This window comes from Paraburkholderia tropica, from assembly GCF_014171495.1.
GTDB lineage: Bacteria > Pseudomonadota > Gammaproteobacteria > Burkholderiales > Burkholderiaceae > Paraburkholderia > Paraburkholderia tropica.
In genome coordinates this window covers 2,999,273-3,025,347 of the sequence record NZ_CP049134.1, presented here as the reverse complement: position 1 = coordinate 3,025,347, position 26,075 = coordinate 2,999,273, and the positions used below count along the sequence as shown (strand labels likewise).

At 65.1% G+C, this 26,075-nt stretch carries 22 protein-coding genes; 12 read left to right on the top strand and 10 right to left on the bottom strand.

Annotation, left to right across the window (positions count from 1 at the left end; genetic code table 11):
* Nucleotides 1-76: 76 nt before the first annotated feature.
* From glmS to G5S35_RS13705, 3 genes are all read left to right on the top strand, one after another.
* Entirely contained in the window at nt 77-1,906 is a 1,830-nt protein-coding gene (gene glmS, locus G5S35_RS13715; RefSeq protein ID WP_183038389.1) for a glutamine--fructose-6-phosphate transaminase (isomerizing), read from the top strand.
* A gap of 214 nt (nt 1,907-2,120) precedes the next feature.
* Nucleotides 2,121-3,632, top strand: coding sequence for a TPM domain-containing protein (locus G5S35_RS13710; protein WP_183038388.1), 1,512 nt, complete (start codon nt 2,121-2,123; stop codon nt 3,630-3,632).
* A gap of 90 nt (nt 3,633-3,722) precedes the next feature.
* A complete protein-coding gene (locus G5S35_RS13705; RefSeq protein ID WP_183038387.1) occupies nt 3,723-4,352 on the top strand; it encodes a LemA family protein in 630 nt (209 codons plus the stop codon).
* A 33-nt stretch (nt 4,353-4,385) separates the two neighbouring features.
* Here G5S35_RS13705 and G5S35_RS13700 read toward each other — a convergent pair whose 3' ends face one another.
* Nucleotides 4,386-4,679 carry a hypothetical protein gene (locus tag G5S35_RS13700; RefSeq protein WP_065061126.1) on the bottom strand — a complete coding sequence of 98 codons (294 nt, stop codon included), beginning with the start codon at nt 4,677-4,679 and terminating at the stop codon, nt 4,386-4,388.
* A gap of 162 nt (nt 4,680-4,841) precedes the next feature.
* Here G5S35_RS13700 and G5S35_RS13695 point away from each other — a divergent pair, with 162 nt between their 5' ends.
* Entirely contained in the window at nt 4,842-5,585 is a 744-nt protein-coding gene (locus tag G5S35_RS13695) for an SIR2 family NAD-dependent protein deacylase (RefSeq protein WP_156773795.1), read from the top strand.
* 84 nt (nt 5,586-5,669) lie between these two features.
* Nucleotides 5,670-6,197 (top strand): CinA family protein, encoded by a 528-nt coding sequence (locus G5S35_RS13690; protein WP_183038386.1) that lies wholly within the window; start codon nt 5,670-5,672, stop codon nt 6,195-6,197.
* Between the two features lie 412 nt (nt 6,198-6,609).
* On the opposite strand, the gene G5S35_RS13685 is transcribed toward G5S35_RS13690, so the two are convergent.
* Complete coding sequence (locus tag G5S35_RS13685) at nt 6,610-7,512, bottom strand: aspartyl/asparaginyl beta-hydroxylase domain-containing protein (RefSeq protein ID WP_183038385.1); 903 nt, start codon at nt 7,510-7,512, stop codon at nt 6,610-6,612.
* A gap of 123 nt (nt 7,513-7,635) precedes the next feature.
* Nucleotides 7,636-8,724: a DMT family transporter gene (locus tag G5S35_RS13680; RefSeq protein WP_420874516.1), complete on the bottom strand. Its 1,089-nt coding sequence runs from the start codon at nt 8,722-8,724 to the stop codon at nt 7,636-7,638.
* A 273-nt stretch (nt 8,725-8,997) separates the two neighbouring features.
* On the opposite strand from G5S35_RS13680, the gene G5S35_RS13675 reads away from it, so the two are divergent.
* Nucleotides 8,998-9,219: a hypothetical protein gene (locus tag G5S35_RS13675; RefSeq protein WP_065061113.1), complete on the top strand. Its 222-nt coding sequence runs from the start codon at nt 8,998-9,000 to the stop codon at nt 9,217-9,219.
* 101 nt (nt 9,220-9,320) lie between these two features.
* Here G5S35_RS13675 and G5S35_RS13670 read toward each other — a convergent pair whose 3' ends face one another.
* Both G5S35_RS13670 and G5S35_RS13665 read right to left on the bottom strand, forming a co-directional pair.
* On the bottom strand, nt 9,321-9,596 hold the full coding sequence (locus G5S35_RS13670; protein ID WP_065061112.1) for a hypothetical protein: 276 nt from the start codon (nt 9,594-9,596) through the stop codon (nt 9,321-9,323).
* A gap of 86 nt (nt 9,597-9,682) precedes the next feature.
* The gene (locus G5S35_RS13665; RefSeq protein ID WP_183038383.1) at nt 9,683-10,531 is read right to left on the bottom strand and encodes a Mut7-C RNAse domain-containing protein; all 849 of its coding nucleotides are present in this window, start codon (nt 10,529-10,531) and stop codon (nt 9,683-9,685) included.
* Between the two features lie 86 nt (nt 10,532-10,617).
* On the opposite strand from G5S35_RS13665, the gene G5S35_RS13660 reads away from it, so the two are divergent.
* Nucleotides 10,618-11,493 carry an NAD(P)-dependent oxidoreductase gene (locus G5S35_RS13660; RefSeq protein WP_183038382.1) on the top strand — a complete coding sequence of 292 codons (876 nt, stop codon included), beginning with the start codon at nt 10,618-10,620 and terminating at the stop codon, nt 11,491-11,493.
* Between the two features lie 255 nt (nt 11,494-11,748).
* The gene (locus tag G5S35_RS13655) at nt 11,749-12,168 is read left to right on the top strand and encodes a response regulator (RefSeq protein ID WP_065061109.1); all 420 of its coding nucleotides are present in this window, start codon (nt 11,749-11,751) and stop codon (nt 12,166-12,168) included.
* Between the two features lie 348 nt (nt 12,169-12,516).
* Here G5S35_RS13655 and argC read toward each other — a convergent pair whose 3' ends face one another.
* The 3 genes from argC to G5S35_RS13640 all read right to left on the bottom strand — a co-directional run bounded on the left by argC (nt 12,517) and on the right by G5S35_RS13640 (nt 15,188).
* A complete protein-coding gene (gene argC, locus G5S35_RS13650) occupies nt 12,517-13,464 on the bottom strand; it encodes an N-acetyl-gamma-glutamyl-phosphate reductase (RefSeq protein WP_065061108.1) in 948 nt (315 codons plus the stop codon).
* Nucleotides 13,465-13,727: 263 nt separating this feature from the next.
* Nucleotides 13,728-14,309 carry a flavodoxin family protein gene (locus tag G5S35_RS13645; protein WP_183038381.1) on the bottom strand — a complete coding sequence of 194 codons (582 nt, stop codon included), beginning with the start codon at nt 14,307-14,309 and terminating at the stop codon, nt 13,728-13,730.
* Between the two features lie 264 nt (nt 14,310-14,573).
* Nucleotides 14,574-15,188 carry a YbhB/YbcL family Raf kinase inhibitor-like protein gene (locus tag G5S35_RS13640; RefSeq protein WP_375790404.1) on the bottom strand — a complete coding sequence of 205 codons (615 nt, stop codon included), beginning with the start codon at nt 15,186-15,188 and terminating at the stop codon, nt 14,574-14,576.
* 307 nt (nt 15,189-15,495) lie between these two features.
* On the opposite strand from G5S35_RS13640, the gene G5S35_RS13635 reads away from it, so the two are divergent.
* Nucleotides 15,496-16,197, top strand: a complete 702-nt coding sequence (locus G5S35_RS13635; RefSeq protein WP_065061105.1) for a response regulator — start codon at nt 15,496-15,498, stop codon at nt 16,195-16,197.
* A gap of 117 nt (nt 16,198-16,314) precedes the next feature.
* Here G5S35_RS13635 and G5S35_RS13630 read toward each other — a convergent pair whose 3' ends face one another.
* Nucleotides 16,315-17,001, bottom strand: coding sequence for an orotate phosphoribosyltransferase (locus G5S35_RS13630; RefSeq protein WP_035534075.1), 687 nt, complete (start codon nt 16,999-17,001; stop codon nt 16,315-16,317).
* A 551-nt stretch (nt 17,002-17,552) separates the two neighbouring features.
* Between G5S35_RS13630 and G5S35_RS13625 the strand changes: the two genes are divergently transcribed.
* Together G5S35_RS13625 and G5S35_RS13620 are read left to right on the top strand one after the other, a co-directional pair.
* Complete coding sequence (locus G5S35_RS13625) at nt 17,553-18,803, top strand: MFS transporter (RefSeq protein WP_237181295.1); 1,251 nt, start codon at nt 17,553-17,555, stop codon at nt 18,801-18,803.
* A gap of 550 nt (nt 18,804-19,353) precedes the next feature.
* On the top strand, nt 19,354-21,627 hold the full coding sequence (locus tag G5S35_RS13620; protein WP_074982740.1) for an NADP-dependent malic enzyme: 2,274 nt from the start codon (nt 19,354-19,356) through the stop codon (nt 21,625-21,627).
* Nucleotides 21,628-21,748: 121 nt separating this feature from the next.
* Here the strand turns inward: G5S35_RS13620 and G5S35_RS13615 are convergent, their stop codons facing one another.
* A complete protein-coding gene (locus G5S35_RS13615; protein ID WP_183038379.1) occupies nt 21,749-25,351 on the bottom strand; it encodes an indolepyruvate ferredoxin oxidoreductase family protein in 3,603 nt (1,200 codons plus the stop codon).
* Nucleotides 25,352-25,771: 420 nt separating this feature from the next.
* On the opposite strand from G5S35_RS13615, the gene G5S35_RS13610 reads away from it, so the two are divergent.
* The gene (locus G5S35_RS13610) at nt 25,772-25,954 is read left to right on the top strand and encodes a hypothetical protein (RefSeq protein WP_074982736.1); all 183 of its coding nucleotides are present in this window, start codon (nt 25,772-25,774) and stop codon (nt 25,952-25,954) included.
* The last annotated feature ends 121 nt before the right edge of the window (nt 25,955-26,075 follow it).

Genomic DNA, 26,075 nt, shown 5'->3' with positions numbered 1-26,075 from the left:
ACGGCAGGACACTTCGGGCGCCGCGCAGCGAACGCGCGCGCAGCGCCCCGCCTCTCATTGCAAAGGATCGAATTCCATGTGCGGCATCGTCGGCGCAGTAGCGCAACGTAACATCGTCCCCGTTCTCATCGAAGGACTGCGGCGGCTCGAATATCGCGGCTACGACTCGTGCGGCGTCGCCATCGTGACGGCCGAAGGCCCGCAGCGCGTGCGCAGCGTCGCGCGCGTGGCCGAGCTCGACGAACAGGTGCGCGAGGCGCACTTCGAAGGCGTCACCGGCATCGCGCACACGCGCTGGGCCACGCACGGCGCGCCGACCGTCAACAACGCGCATCCGATCTTCTCGCGCAACGCGCTGGCGATCGTGCACAACGGCATCATCGAAAACTACGAAGCGCTGCGCGAGATGCTGAAGGCCAAGGGCTACGAGTTCGTCTCGCAGACCGATACCGAAGTCATCGCGCACCTGATTCACAGCCTCTATCAAGGCGATCTGTTCGCCGCCGTGCGCGAAGCCGTGCAGCAGCTCGCGGGCGCGTATGCGATCGGCGTCGTGCACAAGGATCAGCCGCATACGGTCGTGGGCGCGCGCGCGGGTTCGCCGCTCGTGGTCGGCTACGGCAACAAGGGCGAAAACTTCATCGCTTCCGACGCGCTCGCCATCGCAGGCAGCGCCGAGCGCGTGAGCTACCTCGAAGAAGGCGACGTCTGCGAAATCACGCTCGAAGGCGTGCGTATCGCCGATCGTCAGGGCAACATCGTCACGCGCGAAACGCGCGACGTGCAGGCTTACGGCGGCTATGGCGGCGAGGTCGAACTCGGGCCGTATCGCCATTACATGCAGAAGGAAATCTTCGAGCAGCCGCGCGCGATTTCCGACACGATCCCGGCCGCCGACGCCTTCGACGCCGACCTGTTCGGCGAGAACGCCGCCGAGGTGTTCAAGGGCATCGACAGCATCCTGATTCTCGCGTGCGGCACGAGCTACTACGCGGGCCTCACGGCGAAGTACTGGCTCGAATCGGTCGCGAAGATCCGCACCGATGTCGAAATCGCCAGCGAGTACCGCTACCGCGAGTCGGTGCCGAATCCGCGCGCGCTGGTCGTCACCATTTCGCAGTCGGGCGAAACCGCCGACACGCTCGCGGCGCTCAAGCACGCGCAATCGCTCGGCATGGAGCACACGCTGGCCGTCTGCAACGTGGCGACGAGCGCGATGGTGCGCCTCACCGAACTCAAGTTCCTCACGCACGCGGGCCGCGAGATCGGCGTGGCGTCGACCAAGGCGTTCACCACGCAGCTGGTCGGCCTGTTCATCCTCGCGGTCACGCTCGGCAAGCTGCGCGGCCACGTGAGCGCGGAGCAGGAAGCCGCGTATCTGAAGCTGCTGCGCCATCTGCCTGCCGCGCTCAATGGCGTGCTCGCGCTGGAGCCGCAGATCATCGCGTGGTCGGAGGAGTTCGCGCGCAAGGAAAACGCGCTGTTCCTCGGCCGTGGGCTGCATTACCCGATCGCGCTCGAAGGCGCGCTCAAGCTCAAGGAAATCTCGTACATCCACGCGGAAGCGTATCCGGCGGGCGAGCTCAAGCACGGCCCGCTCGCGCTCGTGACGGAAGCGATGCCGGTGGTCACGGTCGCGCCGAACGACGCGCTGCTGGAAAAGCTCAAGTCGAACATGCAGGAAGTGCGCGCGCGCGGCGGCCAGCTTTACGTGTTCGCCGACGCCGACACGCACATCACGAGCGAAGAGGGCATCCACGTGATCCGCATGCCGGAGCACTACGGTCTGCTTTCGCCGATCCTGCACGTGGTGCCGCTGCAATTGCTCGCGTATCACACGGCCTGTGCGCGCGGCACCGACGTGGACAAGCCGCGCAATCTCGCGAAGTCGGTGACGGTGGAGTAACGCGGGAGCGGCTGCGGCCGCGCTCTGCTGTCTGAGAAGCGCCGGATGAAAATCCGGCGCTTTTTTATTGGTTTTTCGCTTCGTGCAGCGCGAAAAGGCCTCGTTGATGCAATCGGCATAGATCGTTTGCAGCGGGCCCGGTTTGGTGCAGACTGGCGCCAAATCGCTTTCCTCTGACAGATAGGGAAGCGCGCGATTGCGAGGACGAGGCGGAATGATTCGACTGGGATGGCTGGCGGCGCTGCTGATCTGCGTGGCGGCGCATGCGGGCGGCAATGATGGCGTCAATGGAGCGGGCAGTGCCGTCGACAACGGTGCGGCATCCGGCGACGCCGCAAGCGTCGTCGCGAACAGCGAGGCAAACGCTGACGCCTGCACGCAAGCCGACACGGCGCCGCTCGCCGCTACGGTCCTCAGCGCCGATTCGCTCCCGCACCCCAAGGGACGCGTCACCGACCTCACTGGCGCGCTCTCAAGCGTTTGCAAAGCCGATCTGACGCGCCGCCTCGCCGCGCTCGAACAGCAGACCGGCGACCAGCTCGCCGTGCTCCTCGTGCCCAGCACCGGCGACGTGAGCATCGAACAGTACGCGACGCAAATCTTCGAGCAATGGAAGCTCGGCCAGAAGAAGACCGACAACGGCATCCTGCTCGTGGCCGCGCTGCACGATCACCATGTGCGCATCGAGGTGGGCTACGGGCTCGAAGGCACGATCCCCGACGTGATCGCGGGGCGCATCATTCGCGAACGCATCGTGCCGGCGTTCCGCGAGAACAACATCGAAGCGGGCATCAGCGCGGCCGTCAATTCGCTGACGCAACGCTTGACGGACCCCGAACAGACAGGCGCGTCCACGCCCGATGCGACGGCGGATGAAAGCGCGGCGAGTCCGGACGCCAATACCGCCAATACCGCCAATACCGCCAATACCGCCAATACCGCCAATACCGCCAATACCGCCAATACCGCCAATACCGCCGATTCCGCCTCCGCCGCATCGATGCGCACGCCGCCCATGCTCGCTCCGCCTACCCGCTATGACGGGCCGCTTCTCTGGCTCGGACTGGCTTTCGTGAATCTGCTGCTGGGCGTGATCGGCAGTCGCATCGACACCAACCGGCGAGCGCGGGCGAAGGCCGAAGCCGATGCAACGGCATCCGAGCGCGCGGGCAACGATCAATCCGATAAAAACGCAACTAACAACATAGCTAACGAGACAGGCAACAGCAAGCCGCCACGCCGACCGCGGCGCGAGTTCGACCTCGGCTTCCCAGTCTGGCCGCTCGTCACCGGAGTGGTCGCCACGATACTGCTGCTGATCGTCTGGCTGCCGCCCGGCCCCGACGATCTCGTCACGGTGCTGATTGGCGGCGCATTCGTCGGCTTCCTGCCGTGTGCGCTCGGTATGGCACTGTACAGCTGGGCAGGCGTGCGCAAATGGACGGCGATCGGCGGGGGCATCTACGCGCTGGTGACGGGCTTCGTGTGCGCCACCGGTGTCGGATTCGCCGATGCGCTCGGCATCGCGGCGTTCGTCGTGCTGGCGGGGTTTGTCGTGATCGGCTGGATCGTCGCGAAGATCATGGGCATCGATCTGTCGTCGAACTCGTCGTCGTCATCGTCGGGCTCGTGGTTCAGCAGAAGCTCCCGCTCCTCGGACGACGATTCCGGCTGGGGCGGTGGCGGCGGTTCGAGCGGCGGCGGCGGCGCATCGGGCAACTGGTGAAACGCGCGCTCACACGCACACGCACACGCACACGCACAAGCGAATTTTTCTCAACTCGCCCGCAACGGGCTCTCGACAGGAATCGAACTCATGAAGTGGCTGCGCATTCTGCTGGCTTGTATGATCCTCGCACCGCTCGCGGGCTGCGGCTATAACGCGATCCAGTCGTCGGACGAAGACGTCAACGCGGCCTGGTCGGAAGTCTTGAACCAGTATCAGCGCCGCGCCGATCTGGTGCCGAACCTCGCCGCCGCCGTGAAGGGCTACGCCGCACACGAACAGGCTGTGCTGACGCAGGTCGCGCAGGCGCGCGCGAGCGTCGGCAGCGTGCAAATGACGCCGGAGATGGCGAAGGACCCGAATGCGCTCGCGGCGTTCGATGCGCGTCAGGGCGACCTGACCAATGCGCTGAGCCGCTTGATGGTCGTGTCGGAGAACTATCCGCAACTCAAGGCGGACAAGCTGTTCCAGGATCTGCAGGTGCAGCTGGAAGGCACGGAGAACCGCATTACCGTGGCGCGCGGACGCTATATCCACGCGGTGCAGCAGTACAACGTGCAGATTCGCCAGTTTCCCGGCGTGATCGTGGCGCGCACGCTCGGCTATCAGCCGCGGCCGAACTTCGGCGTGGCGAACGAGGCCGCGATTTCCAGCGCGCCGAAACTCGATTTCTCGTCGCCCGGCGCGCTCCGGGCGGCGTCACAAAGCGCCGCGCAATAAGCCGCGGCGTAGCCATCGCCTGTCAATCGCGCATTACTCGTCGTCGTCGCGGTGGTGCTTGTCCCAGCCGCGATGACGGCCGTGATCGTGCCAGCGGCGATCGTCGTCGTGATCCCAACCGTCGTCGCGATAACCATAGCCATACGCGGGCGCCGCGTACGCAACGGGCGCTTCCTGGTAGACCACCGGCGGCGGAGGCGGCGGCGCGACGTAGACCGGCGCGACCGGCACGCCCAGCATCACGTTGAAATCGGTATGCGCCGCCGCCGCGCCCGATGCGGCGGCGAGGCTCAACCCCAATGCGGTCAGAATCAGTGCGCGTTTCATGGTGTATTTGTCCATCGTCTAGTAGGAATCGGACGCGCAATGCGTCCGTGATGGCGCGATACTAGAAAGTGAAATCATTCAAGGGTGAAACGCGGCGGTCTCTGCTGTAACTGTCTGTAAAGCGTGCGCCATAATGGCGGCCATCGAGTCAAGGAGGCGTACGTGCCCGAATTGCAATCATCCCTGCCGCGCCTGTTCGTGTTTTCCGGCGCGGGACTGTCGGCGGAAAGCGGCATCTCCACCTTCCGCACCGGCGACGGCATCTGGACGCGCCACAGCATCGACGAAGTCTGCAACTACCTCACGTGGCGGCGCAATCGCGCGGCGGTGTTCCGCTTCTACAACCAGCGCATCGCCGAATGCGCGGACGCGCGTCCCAACGAGGCGCACACGCTGCTCGCGCAGTGGCAGCAGACGTGGGGCACCGAGCGCGTCCATCTCGTCACGCAGAACATCGACGGGCTGCTCGAGCAGGCGGGCGCACGCCACGTCACGCATCTGCACGGCGACATGATCTCGCTGCTCTGCACCGACTGCGACTATCGCTTCCCGGCGCGCGGCGCGAGCCTCGACGCGGGCGCGGCGTGCCCGTCGTGCGGCGAAGTCGAAGGCGTGAAGCCCGGCGTGGTGTTCTTCAACGAAGCCGCGCCCGAGTACGAAACGCTGTGGCGCATCCAGCAGTCGATGAACGACGACGATCTGTTCATCGCCATCGGCACCGCGTTCGAGGTGATTCCGCCCGAGCGTCTGCTGCCGCCTGCGCGCTACGGTCAGCACGCGCGCAATTTTCTCGTCGATCCTTCGCCGCGGCGCACGGAGTTTTTCGGCGTCGTCGAAAGCGAGCCTGCGACCGTGGGCCTGCGCAATCTCGACGACACCGTCGCGCGCATGATGAACGGCGGCTGACGCACGCACGTTGCGTCGCGTGTCATACGCCATCGGGCGTGCGGGCTTTCTGGCCGCACGCCTTTTTTATTGCGGAATCGGATCATGAACATTTCGAAGCAGATCGTCGGCTATCTGAAGTCGCGCGGACTCGTGCTCGCGAGTCTCGAAACCTGCACGGCCGGTCATATCGCGACGATGCTTGCCGATCAGCCCGGCGCCGAGACGTGTCTCGACGTCACGCTCGTCGCGCACACGCGTGCCGCGCTGGCGCGGTTGCCGGGCATCGCAGCGGTCTCGGTAAGCCAGGCAGAAGCGCAACCGGGCGATACGGCGCAGAACGCGGCGCTCGCGCGTGCGTTGGCCGAAGCGCTGCTCGGTGCGCGGGCGGGCGGTGTGGAGGGCGTTGCGAGCGTCGCGTTCGCGAGCGTGGGCTGGCTCAGCGCGGATCAGGACGGGCGCGCGGCGGCGGCGCACGGTTTGGCGTGGGCGTGCAGGCATCGCGACGGTGTGTCGAGCGCGAGCGAGACGGTGTTGTTCGCGGGACGCGGTGCGGAGGTCAAGCGCTCGATTGCGCGACGCGCGTTGCTCGGGCTCCCGCGTTTTGTCGATTCGCTGAACCTTGCGCGTTGAAGCGGCAAGCGTGCGTCGCGCGATTCGCGGCCTGGCGGCGCTTTATCCTCTTAGGGATATCAATAAATATATGTATACGTAGTAACAGTTAACAAGCCCTGGCATTTCCTGTGGATAACGCGGTATTTCTTTTTGCGTTCAATCCGATGCAAGACGGACAGCTATGCGGACAATCGATGGACGCCTGCCGAACCGTGCGGATAACTTTTTCAGCCTGGATCGCTCAAGCGAAGTTATCAAGAATCGATCCACAGACGATTCGCCAGGTCGTCCCCAGTTTGTCCAGAGCCTGGCGTGGATAACTCTGCGCCGGCGTGAACGCGTTGTGGATAGCCATGTGAAACCCCGCGTGAATCGCGTGGATAAAAAAAGCGCTGCCCGCAGGCAGCGCCATGTGTTCGAGCGCGTGCGTTCAGTGCCAGAAAATCGCCAGCGCGATGCCGCCAAAGAGCGCCCACTTCACCACGTAATACACGGTGCGATTCCATGCCTTGAGGCGCTTGCCCGCAAGCCGCACCGAATACACGTAGCGGAATGCGCGATTGAGTCCGCCGGTGCGATCGCCGGTTTCATTCGGCGAAGCGGCGGCGCGCATCAGAACGCCGCCCACGGTGCTCATCAACGATTGCGCCCAGCGATACTTCATCGGCCGCTCGATATCGCAGAACAGAATGATGCGGTCGTGCTGCGTCGTGTTGTGCGCGTGATGCAGATAGGTCTCGTCGAACACCACGTCCTGGCCGTCGCGCCAGGAATAAGGCATGCCGTCGACGACGATCGCGCAACGGTCGTCGTTCGGCGTGATCAGACCGAGGTGATAACGCAGCGACCCGGCAAACGGATCGCGATGCGGATTGAGCGAGCCATTGGCGGGCAGCATCGCGAACATCGCGGCCCTCACGGACGGAATCCGCTGCAGGATCTCGATCGTGCGCGGACATAATTGCGCCGCCGACGGATGCGGCCGGTCATACCACTTCAGATAAAAGCGTTTCCAGCCGGTGCGGAAAAACGAATTAAAGCCAATGTCGTTGTATTTGTCCGAAGCGGAAATGCGGCTTGCTTCCTGAAGCGCGAGCGCTTCGGCGCGAAACGTCCGCCATTCCGATTTGAGCAACGCAAGTTCGGGAAAATGCGTCGGCTCGATATAAGGCGTATTCGGCACTTTCGAGAAAAAGTACGCGAAACCATTGAGCGGCGCCATGAACGTGGAATGGTCGCCGAGCTGGCGAAAGAAACTGCCGTGGCGCGCCTTGCCGCGCCAGTGCGTATAGATGGCGCACAGCAGAAACAGAAAGAGAACAGCCCAACGCATTGCAATCAACCCGTAGTTAAAATTACGCTTAAATAATTTTACGAGTTGTTACTAAAATACGCTGGCAAGCGGGCAAGGCGCTTGAAAGCGTGTCGCTAACGCGGCGTAATGCGTGCCGCGTATTCAGGCCGATTCTGCGTGGCGCGTGTCCCGTGTATGAGCGGGAATATCGATGGGATTATCGACTGGCCTATTCGCGTCTTTTATTGCCGCAGCCGATAAAGTGTTTTTACGCGCAGCAGGTAATAACTGGCAGGCGAGCAGACCGGCGAGCATCAGCGCGCAGCCCATGAGCGCGCGCGTGCTGAGCGTTTCTCCGAGCGCGGCCCAGCCGGCGAGCGCGGCGAACACGCCTTCCATGCTGAAGATCACGGCTGCGTGCGCGGGCGTGGCGTCGCGTTGCGCGACCACCTGGATGGTGTAGCCCACGCCCACGGACAGCGCGCCGCCATACAGAATCGCGGGCGCGGCGCGCAGGAGATCGGCGAGGCGCAGCGGTTCGACGGCGAGACCGATCGCGAGGCACACGAGCCCGCACGCCACGAACTGGGCAATCGAGAGCGCGAGCGGATCGTGACGCGGCGCGTAATGGCTCACGAGCATCACCTGAATGCTGATCACGAGCGCGCAGCCGAGCTGATACCAGTCCCCATACATGATCGAGAAATGCTCGTTGATGCTGAGCAGATAGAGCCCGACGGCGGCGAGCGCCGCACCGATCCACGTGCCCGGACCGGTGTGATGGCGCAGCAGGACGCCGAGCATCGGCACGATCACGACGTAAAGCGAGCTGATGAAACCCGCGTTGGCGATCTTCGTGTAGCGCAGGCCGATCTGCTGCAGGGAGATCGCCACGGCGAGCACGAGGCCGAGGATCGCGCCGTCGCGCAGCAAGGCGGCGTCGAAGAGCGGGCGTCGAGCGATGAAAGCCGCGGCGCTGGCATCGCCGCGCTGATCGTTGTGATCGCTGCCGGAACGCCGCCCGCGCCGCAGCGCGAACACAAACACGGAGACGACCAGCGCACCGAGCAAAAAGCGGATGCCGGTGAAAAGAAACGGACCGATGGCGTCGAGGCTCAGTCGCTGGGCGACGAAGGCGGAGCCCCAGATCATGGCGGCGGCCAGCATCAGCAGATTGGCGCGCAGGTGTTGGCGGGAGGCGGAGTTCAAGCGGAAATCTCGGTTCGGGCGATGCGAGGCACGGCGAGGCATGCCCAGGCGACAGCACGCGCGCAGGTAGGCGCGGCCAGGAAAACCCGGGAAAGCACAATGAAACGGACGTGCGAAATCCCGATCGTATCCGAATTGAAAGCGAGTTGTCTCCCCGAAAATACACCGCCCCGTTTGCGGATGACAAACCGCCTACGCTGCGTAATACTGCTTCGCGCGAAACGCCCGCCCAGATCGGCCAGCGGAGCGAATCGCCTTCATGCCGTACCCATTTACAACGTGCCGGTCATATTTGTCAGGTTTGGGGAACATCAGATGAAAAAGATTCTCGCCTCGCTTATCGCAGCATCCGTCGCACTGATTTCGGTTCAGGCAATCGCCCAGGAAGCTTCGGCGCCCGCCGCGGCCGCTCCGGCAGCCAGCGCACCGGCCAAGGCCAAGAAGCAGCACAAGAAGCTCAAGCACCACGGCAAGCGCGCCAAGGTCGAGGAAGCGGCTTCGGCTGCCGGCACGAGCGACAAGGGCACGCAGAACTAAGCGGCTGCGCGGCTCGTCCGCGTGACGCAGTCCTTGCTGCAAAGAAAAAAGCCAGAGCAATGCTCTGGCTTTTTTTGTCCCTTTTTTGCGCCTGGCGGTGCTTACTTCGCGAGCGCGGCTTCGAGCAGTTCGGTCAGCAGACCGGTCATGCCTTCGGGATGCGTCTCGGCGCGCGTTTTGAGCTTCGCGACGAGATCGGCGTTCAGCTTGCAGGCGAACGGCACGAGGCCCGCAGCCTGATCGAGCTTGCGCTGCTCGCGGCGATCGAGCGGGGCGTCGGACGAGCCCTTGCCGAAGCGGTCGGGGCTGGCCTTGTGGGTGCTTTGCATCAATTTCAGCGCCTTGTTTTTCTCAAGGTCGAACTTCTTCATGGCCATGTGTGCGGCTCCGGAGTTGGGCGGTGGCGCGCATTGTACGCAAACCCGGGCGCGCGTCCATCGCGGTGATCGGGCGGGGCGCCAACTCAGCCAGGCGAGGCGATGTCGCCGTCGGCATCGGTGAGCGGCGCTTGCGTGGCGGCGGCGTCCGTGGGCGAGGGCGGTGGCGCGGCCGGTTTCGCGGGCGGCCGGCCCGTCACATCGTCGATCAGCGTGCGCATGCGGCGCCAGTGCGAACCTTCCCAGAATACGCGCTCGCAGACGTCGCAGGTCACGAAACGCGTGTGGCGCTCGAACACGCCCGGCGGCACGCGCGCACTCACTTCGTCGCGCGCGATGCGCCGCAGCGGCGCGTTGCACATCAGGCACAGGCGAAACGGCCGCGCGCTCGCGGCCAGATCGAGGCGCTCGACGATCTCGTCGAGTTGCGCACGCGGCTTGAGCGCGCGCACGTAGCAGCCGTGCGTGATGCCGCGCCGCTTGAGCAGTTCGCGGTCGCGCGTGAGGACGATGCGATGCTCGGCGCCGGCCAGTTGTTCGATGGCGTTGTCGGCGAAATGGTTGTCGTAGAGCGTGTCGAAGCCCGCGAGCCGCAGCAGTTGCGCGAGGCCGCCCAGATGCGCATCGGCGATGAAGCGCGGCTCGCGCAGCGGTTCCGCCCGCACCCGCAGCAGCGGCCGGATGTCGAGCGCCTCGAATTTCGGATAGACGGCCACGCGGTCGCCGTCCGCGAGCGGATGCTCGAAACCCACCGATTCGCCGTTCACGAGGATCAGTTCGACTTCCGTATGCGGCACGCCTAGCGCTTCGATCATGTGCTTGGCCGTGGCGTCGCGCGCGCACGCGCAGCGGAAGTCGCGCCGGCGCAGCGGTTTCGCGAGGAAGTCGTTCAGCTCCTCGTAAAAGCGGAAGGTGGCGGTGACGGCGGTGGTCATGCCGGCCAGTATGGCACTGCTCCCGGCGCGCTGCAGATGCCGTCGCGCTGTGCTCTACTGCCGGTTCCCACTACAAGGAGCATGAGATGGACATCGGCTTTATCGGCCTCGGCGAAATGGGCGGCGCAATGGTCGCCAACCTGCTGAAGGCGGGACACACGGTGCGGGTCTGGAACCGCACGGCGGCGAAGGCCGACGCGCTGGCCGCGGCGGGCGCGCGCGTGGTCGCCACGCCGGCCGAGGCTTTCGCGGGCGACGCCGTGCTCTCGATGCTCGCCGACGACGCGGCCACGCGCGAAGTGATCGACGCCGCGCTGCTTGCCGGCGCCGCGCGCGGCCTCGTGCACGTGAACATGGCGACGATTTCGGTCGCGCTCGCCGAAACGCTCGCGCGCGAACACGCCGAGCGCGGTCTGTACTACGTGGCGGCGCCGGTGCTCGGGCGGCCCGACGCGGCTGCGGCGGCGAAGCTCACGATCATCGCGGCGGGCGCGGCCGAGGCCATCGACCGCGCGCAGCCGCTGTTCGCCGCCATCGGCCAGAAAACGTGGCGCATCGGCGCGCTGGCGCCGCAGGCGAACGTGATGAAACTGGCGGCGAACTTCATGCTGGCCGCGGCCGTGGAAACACTCGGCGAGGCGGCGGCGCTGCTGGGCGGACACGGCGTCGCGATGCGCGATTTTCTCGACGTCGTCACGAGCGGGCCGTTTCCGGGACCGGTCTACGCGGGCTACGGCGGCATGATTGCCGAGGGCCGCTACGAGCCCGCGCTCTTCAAGGCGCGCCTCGGGCTCAAGGATGTGCGCCTCGCGCTCGCGGCCGCCGACGCGGTATCGACGCCGCTGCCGGTTGCGAGCGTGGTGCGCGACAGTCTGCTCGAAGCGATCGCGCACGGCGACGGCGAGCGCGATTTCGCCGTGCTCGGCAAGGTGTCGGCGCGGCGCGCGGGGCGGGGCGACTGAGCGCCACGCAGCACCATTCGGGGCGCAAGCACGGGAGCCGACGACGCGCCGCGCAGGTCAAAATCATCAGACGACCGCGCGCTGACGCACAAAGCCCATCCGGACGCATATGCAGAATGTGGGACAGAACGCGGCGGCATCCGGTGCATTCCGTGCACTTGCGATTGCGCGCCGCGCTCACCACACCATCGGGGCGAGGTCGATGCAAACGAGCGGTCCGGGAGAAGGCGAGAGAAATGGCGCGGGAGAGGGTGGATGGAAGCGCGCATTCTGATCGCCGATAACGACGAAAAGTCGCTGGCAGGACTCGGCACCTTGCTGGCCGACCTCCAGTACGCGACCGCGCTGGCCCGCACGCTCGACGACGCGGCCGAGGCAGCGTCGCGTTTCGCGCCCGACGTGGCGATCGTCGCGCTGTCGCTGGCCGATGGCGACGATTTCGCCGTGCTGGTGCAGCGGCTGCGCGAGGCGTGCGTCACTCGCGTCGCGCCCGCCATGCCTGGCGCGCCCGGCGCACAAGCGGCGCCAGCGCGCTTGCCGCTGCTGATCGCGCTGAGCGGCTGGGGCGAGTCTCAGCATCGCGACGAGGCGCTCGCGGCCGGTTTCGATGTCCACCTCGTGCGTCCGGTCGGGCTCGATCAGCTCACTTTCATCCTCTCGATGATCGGCGGATAAGCCGGCGTTGGCGCACGCACTCATCCATCGATTTGCCCCGATATCCAGATCATCTGCGGGTAATTCAGGACGCGTATTCTGTTGCTAAATTGCAACGTTCAGGGTCCACACTACTTTACATGTTGCGTCGCACCAAGTAGTTCGATATACTTCGCTTTGTCTCCTCCATGTCTCCTCTGATATGGATTCAGCCCGCCAAACATGGCGGGCTTTTTTTCGCCTGTGCACTTTGCATACGGCCTTGCGCACGACTCGCGGACTCAAGCGTCGACCAAGCGCGGACGTAAAAAAACCGGCTCCGAGAAGCCGGTTTTTTGTTGGCGACGCGAAAACCGCGCTGCCGGGGCCTTATGCGTTCAGGCCGCTGTCTTCGGCCGCGCCGATCGCGAGGTTCATACACTGGATCGCCGCGCCCGAGGCGCCCTTGCCCAGATTGTCGAGGCGCGCGACCGTGACGAACTGCTCGTCGTTGCCGAACACGAACAGGTCGACGCGATTGCTGTCGTTGTTCGCCTGCACGTCGAACATGCCGCTGTCGAGATTCTCATCGGCGTTGAACGGCATCACGCGCACGAAGCGCTCGCCCGCGTAGTACTCGCTGTACAGCGCGAGCACGTCTTGCGGCGCGGCGCGGCGCGTGAGCTGCTTCGGCGAAAAATAGGTCGTGACCGCGAGGCCCTTGTAGAACGGGCCGACGATCGGCGTGAACACGGGCGGCTGCTCGAGGCCGCCGTGGAACGCCATTTCCGGCAGATGCTTGTGCGTAAGGCCGAGCGCGTACGGGCGCGGGCTCATCAGCTTCGGATTGCCGCCTGCTTCGTACTCCGCAATCATCTTCTTGCCGCCGCCGCTGTAGCCGGTCAGCGAGTAGCTGTGCGCCGCGAAACCGGGCGCGACCAGACCGGCCTCGACGAGCGGGCGCATCGCCAGCACGAATGCCGAAGCGTGGCAGCCGGGGACCGCGATGCGCTTCGACGCGCGCACTTTCTCGCGCTGCGCGCGGGTCAGTTCAGGCAGGCCGTAAGCCCAGTCGGCGTGGGTGCGGAAGGCCGTGCTCGCGTCGATCAGCACCGTGCGGTCGTTCTCGACCAGCGAAGCCGATTCGCGCGAGGCTACGTCCGGCAGGCACAGGAAGGTCACATCCGATGCGTTGATGAGACGACGGCGTTCCTCGACGTCCTTCCGCTTGGCCTCGTCGATCCGCAGGATCTCGACGTCGGCGCGCTGCGACAGGTATTCGAAAATCTTCAGGCCGGTCGTGCCTTCCTGTCCGTCGACAAAAACTTTCGTGCTCATCTCGCTCTCTCTGAAACGCGGGGATTGCGGGCGCCGCCTGCCGCGCAGCGCGAGTCGCTGCGCGCTCACCGATGGGGCGCGGGAACGGTATTTTAAGACCGTATGCCGCCGCACGTGTGACGCGGGGCCGAAAAAAATCAGGCTTTACCCGAGGATCTGGCTTAGCGAGTAGGGCAATTCGCGGTCAGGGGGCGCGAACGTCTGTCAGACGTTCGCATGCCGAACCGCCGCCAATCGCGACGGGATCGGGCGCGGAGGGGACTTCAGGCTGACGCCGCGCGCCCCGCGAGCCAGCGCTCCGTTACCGCGGCGACGCGCGTGCCGAAGGCTTTCGCGGTTTCGAGATCGCCCGAAGGCGGCGCTTCGTTGGGCGAGGCGTCGGCGGGCGATTGCGCGAGCAGGCCCGTGAAGCCGCCGACGAAATTCAGATCGTCGCGCGTGGCCGCTTTCGTGTTGGCGGGCAGCATGCCGGTGCCGGTCCAGATCATGCCGTGCTGCATCGACAGCGTTACGAAGTACTGAATGGTCGAGAACTTGTCGCCGTTCATCGTCGCCGAGTTGGTGAAACCCGCCGCGACCTTGTCCTTCCACTTCTGCGTGAACCAGGCTTTCGAGCTGGCGTCGGCGAACTTCTTGAAGTCGGCGGACGGTCCGCCCATGTAGGTCGGCGCGCCGAAGATGATGGCGTCGGCGGCGTCGAGCTCGGCCCAGCCCGCATCGTCGATGTCGGCGACGGCAATGAGCGTCGCGTGCGCGCCCGCGCCTTGCACGCCCGCGTGCACGGCTTCGGCGAGTTTCTTCGTGTGGCCGTAGCCGCTGTGATACGCAATGACGATCCGGGACATGACTGGCTCCAGTGAAGTTGAACGACGGAGAACGGCAGATCAGGACGGGCCGCACGCGCGTGCGGCGTCGCATCATGGTAACCAGTTCCGCGGCGCTGTCGCGCGCCGCGGCGCGTAGCGGGCGGTAGGAGAGTTTTTCGGCGTGCGACGTAATCGGCGTGTCATGCGTCGCGTCATGACCGGCGTGTCTGAAACGTGCGAAATGCGGGTTATGCGCGTTATGCGCGGCGTCGCGCAACGAACGTTTGCAAAGGTTCGCTGTCCTCAGCGGCCGTACGTGACGGTGATCGTTGCGCTGCCGAGCGCCGCGCCTTCGATCTCGTGCTCGAACATCGTGCCGGGGCGGCCCGGGGCGAGCGCGAGTCTGTCGACGCGCAGTGCGTAGACGGTCACGACATAGCGATGCGGTTTGCCAGGCGGCGGGCAGGGGCCGCCGTAGCCGTCGCCGCCGAAATCGTTGCGCGCCTCGATCGCGCCGAGTTTCTTCAGCGCACCCGACGCGCTCGCGTCCTCGGGTAGCGAGGCGACGCGAGCGGGTATGTTGGCGACGGCCCAGTGCCACCAGCCGCGCCCGGGCGCATCGGGATCGAACACGGTGACCGCGAAGCTGCGCGTGCCGGCAGGCGCATTGCGCCAGCTCAGTTGCGGCGAATGGTTGCGGCCTTCGCAGCCGCTTTCGTTGAAGATTTGCGCGCTGGCCACCTGAGCGCCGTCGTGCCAGTTCGCACTGCTCACGGCGAAGTGCTCGGCGGCCTGCACGCGAGCGCCCGCGCAGATCAAGAGCAGCGCGACGCCCACGCGCGCAGCCTTGACGGCCATCACGGAAGCGCGCGCGATTGCAGTCAATGCGGGCGCAGCAGTCACACGCCGATTACGCATGAGCCGGTTCTCCTGTATGTTGAACGCGTGCATCTCAGATATTTCCGACAGTGCGCATTTGAATTGTGCGCCAGATCGAATTTCGTTCAATATAACGGTATTCCTGCGATGTCTTTCGCTTGCGCGAGCACTTCGCGCAGGAGGAAATCGGCTATAGTCGCGAGCTTTTCTGCGTGGCCTGCAACGCAATGCAAGGCTGTAGGAAAGAGTCGATATGGATGTCGGAGAGTGTCGGGAACGGGGAGTTCCGTAGGCGCGCAGGCAATCAGAAGTCAAGCACAAAGCAGGACTGCCTACAGGAGGGGTGATGCAGCAGCAGCCAATCAGGGTTGTAGTCGCGGACGATCATCCGGTGATCTTGTTCGGCGCAGAGCATGCGCTGCTCAAGTTTCCCGGTATTCAGGTCGTCGCGCGCGCCCGTCAGTCCACCGAACTGGTCAAGGCGCTGCAGACCACGCCCTGCGACGTTCTCGTGACCGATCTCGCGATGCCAGGCGGCCAGTACGGTGACGGCCTGCCGCTCATCGGCTATCTGCGCCGCAACTATCCCCAGATTCCCATCGTCGTCCTGACCATGCTCGAGAACGCCGCGCTGCTCAAGCGTCTGGGCGAACTCGGCGTGATCGCCGTCGTGCACAAGTCCGACGACCTCAGTCATATCGGCCTCGCCGTGCAGCACGTTCACCGCAATCTCGAATATATGAGCCCGCAAGTGAAGATCGCGCTCGATTCGCTGCGGATGAACAGCGGCGGCAAGAGCGAGGAGGTGATCCTCTCCAAGCGCGAGCTCGAGGTGGTGCGGCTGTTCGTGTCGGGCATGACGATCAAGGAAATCTCGGAAAAGCTCAATCGCAGCATCAAGACCATCAGCACGCAGAAGAACACGGCCATGCGCAAGCTCGGACTCGACCGCGACTCCGAACTCTTTCAGTACGCACAGAGCAACGGGCTGCTCAATCTGTCGGCGCACGTGCCGGACGAGAGCGTGCCGGGCGGCGGGGCGACCTGAGCGCGTTATCCGCTCATCGGACGCACATGAAAAAGGCCATCCGCCGTGAAGCGGATGGCCTTTTTAGTCTGATCGCGCGAAGCGATCAGCGCTGATCCAGCGATTTATTGCAGCGATTTACTGCGGTGCCGACGTCGCGCCGCCGTGCGCCGCCGACCATTCGGCCGGTGCGTGCAGGAACTTCTCGACTTCGTCGAGCGTCTTCGTTTCGAAGTAGCCCGATTCCTTGGCGACGCGCAGCACGTCCCACCACGTGGCAAGTGCGTGCAGATCGACGTCGATGTCCTTCAGGACCGAGACGCTTTCCTTGAAGATGTTGTAGTGGAACAGCACGAAGCAGTGGTTCACTTGCGCGCCCGCGGTACGCAGCGCGTTGATGAAGTTGATCTTGCTGCGGCTGTCCGTGGTCAGGTCTTCGACCAGCAGCACGCGCTGGCCTTCGGTCAGCAGACCTTCGATCTGCGCGTTACGGCCGAAACCCTTCGGCTTCTTGCGCACGTACTGCATCGGCACCATCAGGCGGTCCGACAGCCAGGCCGCGAACGGGATGCCCGCGGTTTCGCCACCGGCGACGGCGTCGATCTGCTCGTAGCCGACGTCGCGCAGGATCGTCGCTTCGGCCATTTCCATCAGGCCGCGGCGCACGCGCGGGTACGAGATCAGCTTGCGGCAGTCGATGTAGACCGGGCTCGCCCAGCCGGAAGTGAAGATGAAGGGCTTTTCCGCGTTGAAGTGAACGGCCTTCACTTCGAGCAGCATTTTCGCGGTTGCGTCCGAGATCGTCTGGCGATCGTTGCCTGTCATGGGCGAATCCTTGGATGTGAGAGTGCGGAGGAGGGTGGGCGCTCGGCCCGGTGGCGCTGGCACGGCGGGTTCGTGTGCACGGAACCTGCGGTGCGCGGTCTGGAGGGCGTCGATCGTCTGAGGTTTGGCTTCAGACGGCCCGCTCGCTCCGGACGGCTTCTCTTGCGCGCGTAGGCCGGTATTTTACCCGACTTGACGGGCGCCGACGAGTCGGTATGACCGAGTCGATCTGACAGCGTCTGACAGTGATCGATCGGTTTGTGGGGCGCGATCGGGGTGCGCGTCGGTGCGGATGCGCAAACCGCGCTGGCTTTTGATCGCAGTTGTGACCGCGCACCCACGCCAGTAAACTCACGCCGGTTTTCGCCGGGGCCGCGTCGCGCGCGCCCGCGCCCGTCCAGCACAGGATTTCGTCCGCCATGTCGCCTGCTTCGCCTTCCGGGTCACAGCCCGATCCACGTTCTGCTTCCGTCTCCCCAAACCCCCAAGCCCCCCAAGACTCGGACGCCACCCCCGCCGACGTCGCCTTTGCGCCCGCCGCGAGCACGCATGTGAACGCGCCCGACCCGTCGGGCGACCCGGCGAACACAGCCCCGCGCGGCCACGCCGTGCGGGCGCTGATCGCCTCGGTGGCGGGCTACGCGATGGACGGCTTCGACCTGCTGATGCTCGGCTTCATGCTGCCCGCCATCAGCGCCGACCTGCATCTGACGGGCGCCCAGGCGGGCTCGCTCGTCACGTGGACGCTGGTGGGCGCGGTGGTCGGCGGCATCGTGTTCGGGCTGCTGTCCGACCGCTTCGGCCGCGTGCGCGTGCTGACCTGGACGATCCTGCTGTTCGCCGTCTTCACCGGCCTGTGCGCGCTCTCGCGCGGTTACGCCGATCTGCTGGTCTACCGGACCATCGCGGGCATCGGCCTCGGCGGCGAATTCGGCATCGGCATGGCGCTGGTTGCCGAAGCGTGGCCGGCGCGGCTGCGTGCGCGGGCGTCGTCGTATGTCGGGCTCGGCTGGCAGGCCGGCGTGCTGGCCGCGGCGCTGCTCACGCCGTGGCTGCTGCCCGTGATCGGCTGGCGCGGCATGTTCGCGGTCGGGCTGCTGCCGGCGGTGGCGTCGTTCTTCGTGCGCCGACGCGTCGAGGAACCGGAACTGTTCGTCGCGCACCGCGAGCGCGTGGCGCAGGCCGCGCCGCAGCACAAGCCGCGTGCGCTGTGCCTGCTGGTCGCCGACGCCCGCACGGCGCGCGCGAGTCTCGGCGTGGCGGTGCTCTGCTCGGTGCAGAACTTCGGCTACTACGGGCTGATGATCTGGCTGCCCGCGTATCTCGCGAAGTCATTCGGCTATTCGCTGACGAAATCGGGGCTCTGGACCGCGGCGACCGTCGCGGGCATGGCGCTCGGCATCTGGCTGTTCGGCGTGGCCGCCGACCGCTTCGGCCGCCGTCCGGCGTTCCTGTTCTACCAGGCGGGCGCGGTCGCGATGGTGTTCGTCTACGCGCAGCTTTCCACGCCGTTCGCGCTCCTGATCGGCGGCGCGGCAATGGGCGTGTTCGTGAACGGCATGATCGGCGGCTACGGCGCACTGATCTCCGAGCTGTATCCGACCGCCGCACGTGCCACCGCGCAGAACGTGCTGTTCAACATCGGCCGCGCGGTGGGCGGCTTCGGGCCGCTCGCGGTGGGCGCCGTGGCCGCGCGCTATTCGTTCTCGACGGCACTCGCCATGCTCGCGTCGATCTACGTGCTCGACATCCTCGCCACGCTCTTTCTGATTCCTGAACGGCGAGGCGCGGCGCTCGACTGAGCGCGGGCGCCAAACGCTGACCGAACGCGCGAACACAGCGCAGATCGAGCGCGCGTGCATCAAGCGCGGCGCGCAAAAACTGCGGCGCAACGCCGCACGCGTTTGCACGGAACAGGCGCGCTGCGCCGCGCGTCGCGAAATAAAACGTCCGCGTGGCCGCAACAATTGCGCCACACGCGGCGCCTGCGCGTGGGGCGGGCCTGCGCCAATCGCACGCTTTTTGCGCCCCGCGTTCGCCAACGTCGCCGTTCGCCGCCGATCGGTCTTTGATTCGCCGATTGCTGCACTGCAATCGCCGCGCGCGCGCCGCGCCGCCGCCACAAAAATGCCGCTTAACAGGCGTTATGCAAATTCCCGGTATCAGTCTTTGACCCAAGTCGCCTGAAACGATGCGGGGTGTACACTAATCGCCCGCTATTTCTCGCGTGCCTGTTTCACAGGTGGTTTCGTCAGCCGATGCTGCTTTCGACGCCGACGTATCCCTACGCGCGGACCGGCGGCATACGACCATAAAACTCCTTTCGTCTCTCACGTCCTGGCAGGCCTGAAAATGGATGAACAACTGAAGCAAAGCGCGCTCGCTTATCACCAGAATCCGAAGCCCGGCAAGATTTCCGTTACGCCGACCAAGCCGCTGTCGAACCAGCTCGACCTTTCGCTCGCGTATTCGCCGGGCGTGGCGGCTGCGTGCGAAGCGATCCACGCCGATCCGCTCGACGCGCAGAAGTACACCTCGCGCGGCAACCTCGTCGGCGTCGTGACCAACGGCACCGCCGTGCTCGGCCTCGGCAACATCGGCCCGCTCGCGGCCAAGCCGGTGATGGAAGGCAAGGGTTGCCTGTTCAAGAAGTTCGCGGGCATCGACGTATTCGACATCGAACTCGACGAAAGCGACCCGGACAAGCTCGTCGAAGCGATCGCGATGCTCGAGCCGACGCTCGGCGGCATCAACCTCGAAGACATCAAGGCGCCCGAGTGCTTCTACATCGAGCAGAAGCTGCGCGAGCGCATGAAGATTCCCGTCTTCCACGACGACCAGCACGGCACGGCGATCATCGCTTCGGCGGCCATCCTCAACGGCCTGAAGGTCGTGGGCAAGGATCTGGGCAGCATCAAGCTGGTGTGCTCGGGTGCGGGCGCGGCGGCCATCGCCTGTCTGGATCTGCTGGTCAAGCTCGGTGCGAAGAAGGAAAACATCCTCGTCACCGACTCGAAGGGCGTGATCTACGAAGGCCGCGGCAATCTCGATCCGTCGAAGGCGCGCTACGCGGCGAACACCGACGCGCGCACGCTCGCCGACGCCATCAAGGGCGCGGACGTGTTCCTCGGCTGCTCGAGCGCCGGCGTGCTCAAGGCCGAAATGGTCGTGGAAATGGGCACCACGCCGCTGATCCTCGCGCTCGCCAATCCGGAGCCGGAAATCCGCCCGGAAGAGGCCAGGCGCGTGCGCCCGGACGCGATCATCGCCACGGGCCGTTCGGACTATCCGAACCAGGTCAACAACGTGCTGTGCTTCCCGTTCATCTTCCGCGGCGCGCTTGACGTCGGCGCGACGACCATCACGGAAGAGATGAAGCTCGCGTGCGTGCGCGCGATCGCCGAACTCGCGGAAGAAACCGATCAGGGCGACGAAGTGGCGAAGGCCTATGAAGGCCACACGCTCGAATTCGGCCCGGAATATCTGATTCCGAAGCCGTTCGATCCGCGCCTGATCATCAAGATCGCGCCGGCCGTCGCGCAGGCCGCGATGGATTCGGGCGTGGCCACGCGTCCGATCAAGGACATGGACGCGTACCGCGAAGAACTGGGCGCAACCGTGTACCGCACGGGCATGGTGATGCGTCCGGTGTTCGCGGCCGCGAAGGCCAGCAACGCGCGCATCGTGTTCGCCGAAGGTGAAGACGAGCGCGTGCTGCGCGCCGCGCAATTCGTGCTGACCGAGAAGATCGCCAGGCCGATCATCGTCGGCCGCCCGGCTGTCGTGGAAATGCGCCTGAAGAAGATGGGCTCGAAGCTGCGCGCGGGCACCGACTTCGAGATCGTCGATCCGGAAGACGATCCGCGCTTCCAGAAGAGCTGGCAGGCGTATCACGAACTGGGCGCGCGCCAGGGCGTCACGCCCGACGTGGCGAAGGCGTCGATGCGCAAGTTCAACACGCTGATCGGCGCGATCCTCGTGCATCTGGGCGACGCCGACGGCATGATCTGCGGCCTGCTCAACAGCTTCGACTATCACCTGAAGTTCGTCGAGCAGGTGTTCGGCAAGGCGCAGGAAGCCGAGAACTACGCGGCGATGAACCTGCTGATGCTGCCTGGCCGCAACCTGTTCATCAGCGACACCTACGTGAACGAAGTGCCGAGCGCCGAGCAGCTCGCCGACATGACGATTCTCGCCGCGCGCGAAATCGAGAAGTTCGGCATCACGCCGAAGGTCGCGCTGCTGTCGTCGTCGAATTTCGGCAGCGTGCGTTCGTCGACGTCGGCGCGCATGCAGGCCGCGCGTCAGCTGATTTCGGAACGCGCGCCGCAGCTCGAAGTGGACGGTGAAATGCACGGCGACGCCGCGCTTTCGGAAATGATCCGCAAGCAGTCGTTCCCGGGCACCACGCTCGCGGGCGAAGCGAACCTGCTGATCATGCCGAACGTGGAAGCGGCGAACATCACGTACAACCTGCTGAAGATGATCGGCGGCGAAGGCGTGACGGTCGGCCCGTTCCTGCTGGGCGCGTCGAAGCCGGTGCACATCCTCACGCCGGCGGCGACGGTGCGACGCATCATCAACATGACGGCTGTCGCTTCGGCGAACGCCAAAGTGGCGAAGTAAGGTCGCGGCGGTCTTCGTCTTGACCGCCTCATGATGATGTGAAAAGGGCGCTCCGTTTTACACGGAGCGCCCTTTGTTTTTTACCGCCTCAGAACCGCCTCAGAACCGCCTCAAAAACGCATCAAGCCGCGTGCCGCGCCGCGCCGTTTTCCGGCGAGCGCCACTTCGCGAGCAGCGTCGCCCACTTCGCGCGCGTGGCCTTGAGGTTGTTCTCCTTCACGTGGCCGTAGCCGCGAATCGCGTCGGGCAGGTTCGCGAGTTCGAGCGCGAGCGGCAGATTCGCGTCGCGCAGGCCGCCGCTCACTTCGCGCATCAGCGCCTCGTATTCGCCGATCAGCGCGCGTTCGTGGCGGCGTTCCTCGGTGCGGCCAAACGGATCGAGCGCCGTGCCGCGCAGGAACTTGAGCTTCGCGAGCACGCGCATCGCCGACAGCATGCGCGGGCCATACTGCTTCTTCAGCAGATGACCCTTGTCGTCGTGCTTCGCGAACGACGGCGGCGCAAGATGGAAGTTGAGCTTCCAGTCGCCTTCGAAGCTCGCCTTGATCTTCTCGACGAAGGCCGGATCGGCGTAGAGGCGTGCGACTTCGTACTCGTCCTTGTACGCCATCAGCTTGTGCAGATTGCGCGCGACGGCTTCGGTGAGCGGCTGCTGGCCGTCGACGTGTTCGAGCTGGGCTTCGGCGCGGCGCACCGCATCGACGAACGCGCGATAACGCTGCGCGTACGCCTCGTTCTGATACGCGGCCAGATACTGCGCGCGCTTCTCGATCAGCGTGTCGAGCGCCTTGGGCGTGTGCAGCGAGACGATCTTCGCGCCCGCGTCGCTGACGCCTTGTTCCGCGAGCGGCTTCCGGATCAGCTGATCGACAGCCGCGCGGTCGTGCGCGACGCGCCGCCCCCATTCGAAGGCCGCGAGATTCTTCTCGACCTGCACGGCGTTCAGCTCGATCGCGCGCGTGAGCGATTCGTGCGTGAGCGGCAGCCAGCCCTTTTGCCACGCGTAGCCGAGCACGAACGGATTCGTGTAGATCGCGTCGCCGAGCAGCGCGAGCGCGTAGCGATTGGCGTCGACGGTGGCCACATTGTCCGCGCCCGCCGCGTTGCGCACGTCGGTCTCGGTGTTCGAACCCGGAAACTGCCACTGCGGATTCTTGATGAACTCGGCCGTCGGCGTGGGCGTGCTGTTGAGCACGACATGCGTGTCGCCTTCGTGCATGCGCGAGACGCAGTCGTCGCTGGCGGTCACGATGGCATCGCAGCCGATCACGAGTTTCGCGTCGCCCATCGCGATGCGCGTCGCGTGGATGTCGTCCGGACGATTGGCGATCTGCACGTGGCTCATCACCGCGCCGCCTTTCTGCGCGAGGCCGGTCACGTCGAGCACGGTCACGCCCTTGGCTTCGAGGTGCGCGGCCATGCCGAGCAGCGCGCCGATCGTCACCACGCCGGTGCCGCCCACGCCCGTCACGAGCACGCCGTAGGGGCGCGCGATGGCGGGCACGTCGGGCGTCGGCACGGCGGGCATCGTGTCGTTCGCGACGCTGCTCGCCTTCGGCTTGCGCAACTGGCCGCCTTCGACCGTCACGAAGCTCGGGCAGAAGCCCTTGAGGCACGAGAAGTCCTTGTTGCAGCTCGACTGGTTGATCTGGCGCTTCGTGCCGTATTCGGTGTCGAGCGGTTCGACCGAGAGGCAGTTCGACTGCACCGAGCAATCGCCGCAACCTTCGCAGACGGCCTCGTTGATCACCACGCGCTTCGCCGGATCGGGATACGTGCCGCGCTTGCGGCGGCGGCGCTTTTCCGTCGCGCAGGTCTGGTCGTAGATCAGGATCGTCGTGCCCGAGACCTCGCGCAATTCGCGCTGCACCGCGTCGAGCTGATCGCGGTGATGGATCGTCACGCCCGGCGCGAGTTTCGCGGCGATGTCGCCTTCGTACTTCTGCGGATCGTCGGTGACGATCACGATCTGCTTCGCGCCTTCGGACGCGAGCTGATGCGTGATCTGCGGCACCGTGAGCACGCCGTCGACGGGCTGGCCGCCCGTCATCGCGACCGCGTCGTTATAGAGAATCTTGTAGGTGATGTTCGCCTTCGAGGCGATCGCCGCGCGGATCGCGAGCAGACCCGAGTGGAAGTAGGTGCCGTCGCCGAGATTGGCGAACACGTGCTTGTCGTTCGTGAACGGCGCCTGACCGACCCACGCCACGCCTTCGCCGCCCATCTGGCTGAAGGTGCTGGTGCTGCGGTCCATCCACACGGTCATGTAGTGGCAGCCGATGCCCGCCATCGCGCGCGAGCCTTCGGGTACGTTCGTCGAGGTGTTGTGCGGGCAGCCCGAGCAGAACCACGGCTTGCGTTCGGCCTGCACGCGCGGTTTGGCGAGCGCGCGTTCCTTCGCTTCGATCACGGCCACGCGTGCGGCGATGCGCGCGCGCACGTCGGACGGCATCTCGAACTTGTCGAGACGCGTGGCGATGGCCTTGGCGATGATCGCGGGCGAGAGTTCGTAGTGCGCGGGCAGCAGCCAGTTGCCCATCGGCACCGACCATTCGCCCCCTGCGCCGTCCTTCTCGTCGAACTTGCCGTAGACGCGCGGACGCTGCGCATCGGGCCAGTTGTACAGCTCTTCCTTGATCGCGTATTCGAGAATCTGGCGCTTTTCCTCGACCACGAGAATTTCTTCGAGCCCGCGCGCGAAGGCTTGCGCGCCTTGCGCTTCGAGCGGCCACACGCAGCCGACCTTGTAGAGCCGCAGGCCGATGCGCGCGCAGGTTTCGTCGTCGAGACCGAGGTCGGTGAGCGCCTGGCGCACGTCGAGATACGCCTTGCCGCCCGTCATGATGCCGAAGCGCGCGTGCGGCGAATCGATCTCGATGCGGTCGAGCTTGTTGGCGCGCACGTAGGCGAGCCCGGCGTACCACTTGTAGTCGAGCAGACGCGCTTCCTGCACGAGCGGCGGATCGGGCCAGCGGATGTTCAGGCCGCCCTCGGGCATCAGAAAATCCTCGGGCAGCACGATGCGGGTGCGGTGCGGATCGATTTCCACCGACGCCGACGATTCCACCACGTCGGTCACGCATTTCATCGCGACCCAGAGGCCGGAGTAGCGGCTCATCGCCCAGCCGTGCAGGCCGAAGTCGAGATATTCCTGCACGTTCGAAGGGAACAGCACCGGCAGGCCGCAGGCCTTGAAGATGTGCTCCGACTGGTGCGCGAGCGTCGAGGACTTGGCGGCGTGGTCGTCGCCGGCGAGCACCAGCACGCCGCCGTGCGCCGACGAACCGGCCGAGTTGCCGTGCTTGAAAACGTCGCCGCAGCGGTCGACGCCGGGGCCTTTGCCGTACCACATCGAAAACACGCCGTCGTGTTTCGCGGACGGATACAGGTTCACCTGCTGCGAACCCCAGACTGCGGTCGCGGCGAGGTCTTCGTTGACGCCGGGCTGAAAAACGATGCCGTGTGCGGCGAGATGCTGCTTCGCCTTCCAGAGCGACTGGTCGAGACCGCCCAGAGGCGAGCCGCGATAGCCTGAGATGAACCCCGCGGTATTGAGACCGGCGGCCTTGTCGCGTTCCTGTTGCAGCATCGGCAGACGGACCAGCGCCTGGATGCCGCTCATGTACGCGCGGCCGCGTTCGAGGGTGTATTTATCGTCGAGCGTGACGGAAGCGAGTGCGGCTTCGAGCGAAGCGCGCTGACCTGCGTCTAGCGGGGCATTCATTATGTGTCTTCCTCCATCCAACCAATCCGTTGTGGGATCGCCAGAACTTCAGGGCCTCGGCATCTTGTGAATGCGTTGGCCGGGGTCGCCATATTGGCTCCTTTTTTTCGATAGTAGCACTCGGATAAACCCGCCGCTCCTCGTCAGAATGTCGGAGTTTTCTGATGCATCGCAGCATCTGTTCTTAGGCCGTCTGTCAAAATTATCAGATGGTGCTTAGCACTCGTCAGGCCTGTGTAACAAAGGATGTATCCGAGTTTCGTGTGAAGTAACAACGTGTAAAAGTTGCACTTGTACGGAACCGGTCTTGAATATCCTGTCTAACTCCCTCACCTGTGCGATCCGCGCCGCGCCCCGAAACATTCAGGGCGCGATCGTTTTTTTGCGCAGTGGCAGGCAGTCTGAAAAAAGGAGTACCACATGAATAATCGACATATCCAGACCTTCCTGACGGTCTCGGCAGCGTTCTTCGCCATGAGCGCGCCGCTGCATTCGAACGCCAGCACCCGCGGCGGCGCGAATGCGTCCACGTCGTGCGCGCAGTATTCGCTGTGCGCGAAGGTCGACACGAACGTCGCACCGGCTGTTAAGGCCGAGCGCTAAGTCGCTCAACCAGCCGCTCATGAAGCGGCGCGCAATGCCGCGTTGATCCGCGCAGCATTCCACTCATGCGAGACCGTGGCCGGGTGTGCGGCGGCGGACTCATCGACTGATTCACCAGCTA

Coding starts and splice junctions, on each gene's coding strand:
- G5S35_RS13680 (WP_420874516.1), bottom strand. CDS start 8,724: ATGCCTCGCCGTGCCTCGCATCGCCCGAACCGAGATTTCCGCTTGAAC.
- G5S35_RS13640 (WP_375790404.1), bottom strand. CDS start 15,188: ATGCGTAATCGGCGTGTGACTGCTGCGCCCGCATTGACTGCAATCGCG.
- G5S35_RS13620 (WP_074982740.1), top strand. CDS start 19,354: ATGGATGAACAACTGAAGCAAAGCGCGCTCGCTTATCACCAGAATCCG.
- G5S35_RS13700 (WP_065061126.1), bottom strand. CDS start 4,679: ATGAAACGCGCACTGATTCTGACCGCATTGGGGTTGAGCCTCGCCGCC.
- G5S35_RS13635 (WP_065061105.1), top strand. CDS start 15,496: ATGCAGCAGCAGCCAATCAGGGTTGTAGTCGCGGACGATCATCCGGTG.
- G5S35_RS13610 (WP_074982736.1), top strand. CDS start 25,772: ATGAATAATCGACATATCCAGACCTTCCTGACGGTCTCGGCAGCGTTC.
- glmS (WP_183038389.1), top strand. CDS start 77: ATGTGCGGCATCGTCGGCGCAGTAGCGCAACGTAACATCGTCCCCGTT.
- G5S35_RS13670 (WP_065061112.1), bottom strand. CDS start 9,596: ATGGCCATGAAGAAGTTCGACCTTGAGAAAAACAAGGCGCTGAAATTG.
- G5S35_RS13655 (WP_065061109.1), top strand. CDS start 11,749: ATGGAAGCGCGCATTCTGATCGCCGATAACGACGAAAAGTCGCTGGCA.
- G5S35_RS13675 (WP_065061113.1), top strand. CDS start 8,998: ATGAAAAAGATTCTCGCCTCGCTTATCGCAGCATCCGTCGCACTGATT.
- G5S35_RS13705 (WP_183038387.1), top strand. CDS start 3,723: ATGAAGTGGCTGCGCATTCTGCTGGCTTGTATGATCCTCGCACCGCTC.
- argC (WP_065061108.1), bottom strand. CDS start 13,464: ATGAGCACGAAAGTTTTTGTCGACGGACAGGAAGGCACGACCGGCCTG.
- G5S35_RS13645 (WP_183038381.1), bottom strand. CDS start 14,309: ATGTCCCGGATCGTCATTGCGTATCACAGCGGCTACGGCCACACGAAG.
- G5S35_RS13665 (WP_183038383.1), bottom strand. CDS start 10,531: ATGACCACCGCCGTCACCGCCACCTTCCGCTTTTACGAGGAGCTGAAC.
- G5S35_RS13685 (WP_183038385.1), bottom strand. CDS start 7,512: ATGCGTTGGGCTGTTCTCTTTCTGTTTCTGCTGTGCGCCATCTATACG.
- G5S35_RS13710 (WP_183038388.1), top strand. CDS start 2,121: ATGATTCGACTGGGATGGCTGGCGGCGCTGCTGATCTGCGTGGCGGCG.
- G5S35_RS13615 (WP_183038379.1), bottom strand. CDS start 25,351: ATGAATGCCCCGCTAGACGCAGGTCAGCGCGCTTCGCTCGAAGCCGCA.
- G5S35_RS13660 (WP_183038382.1), top strand. CDS start 10,618: ATGGACATCGGCTTTATCGGCCTCGGCGAAATGGGCGGCGCAATGGTC.
- G5S35_RS13690 (WP_183038386.1), top strand. CDS start 5,670: ATGAACATTTCGAAGCAGATCGTCGGCTATCTGAAGTCGCGCGGACTC.
- G5S35_RS13630 (WP_035534075.1), bottom strand. CDS start 17,001: ATGACAGGCAACGATCGCCAGACGATCTCGGACGCAACCGCGAAAATG.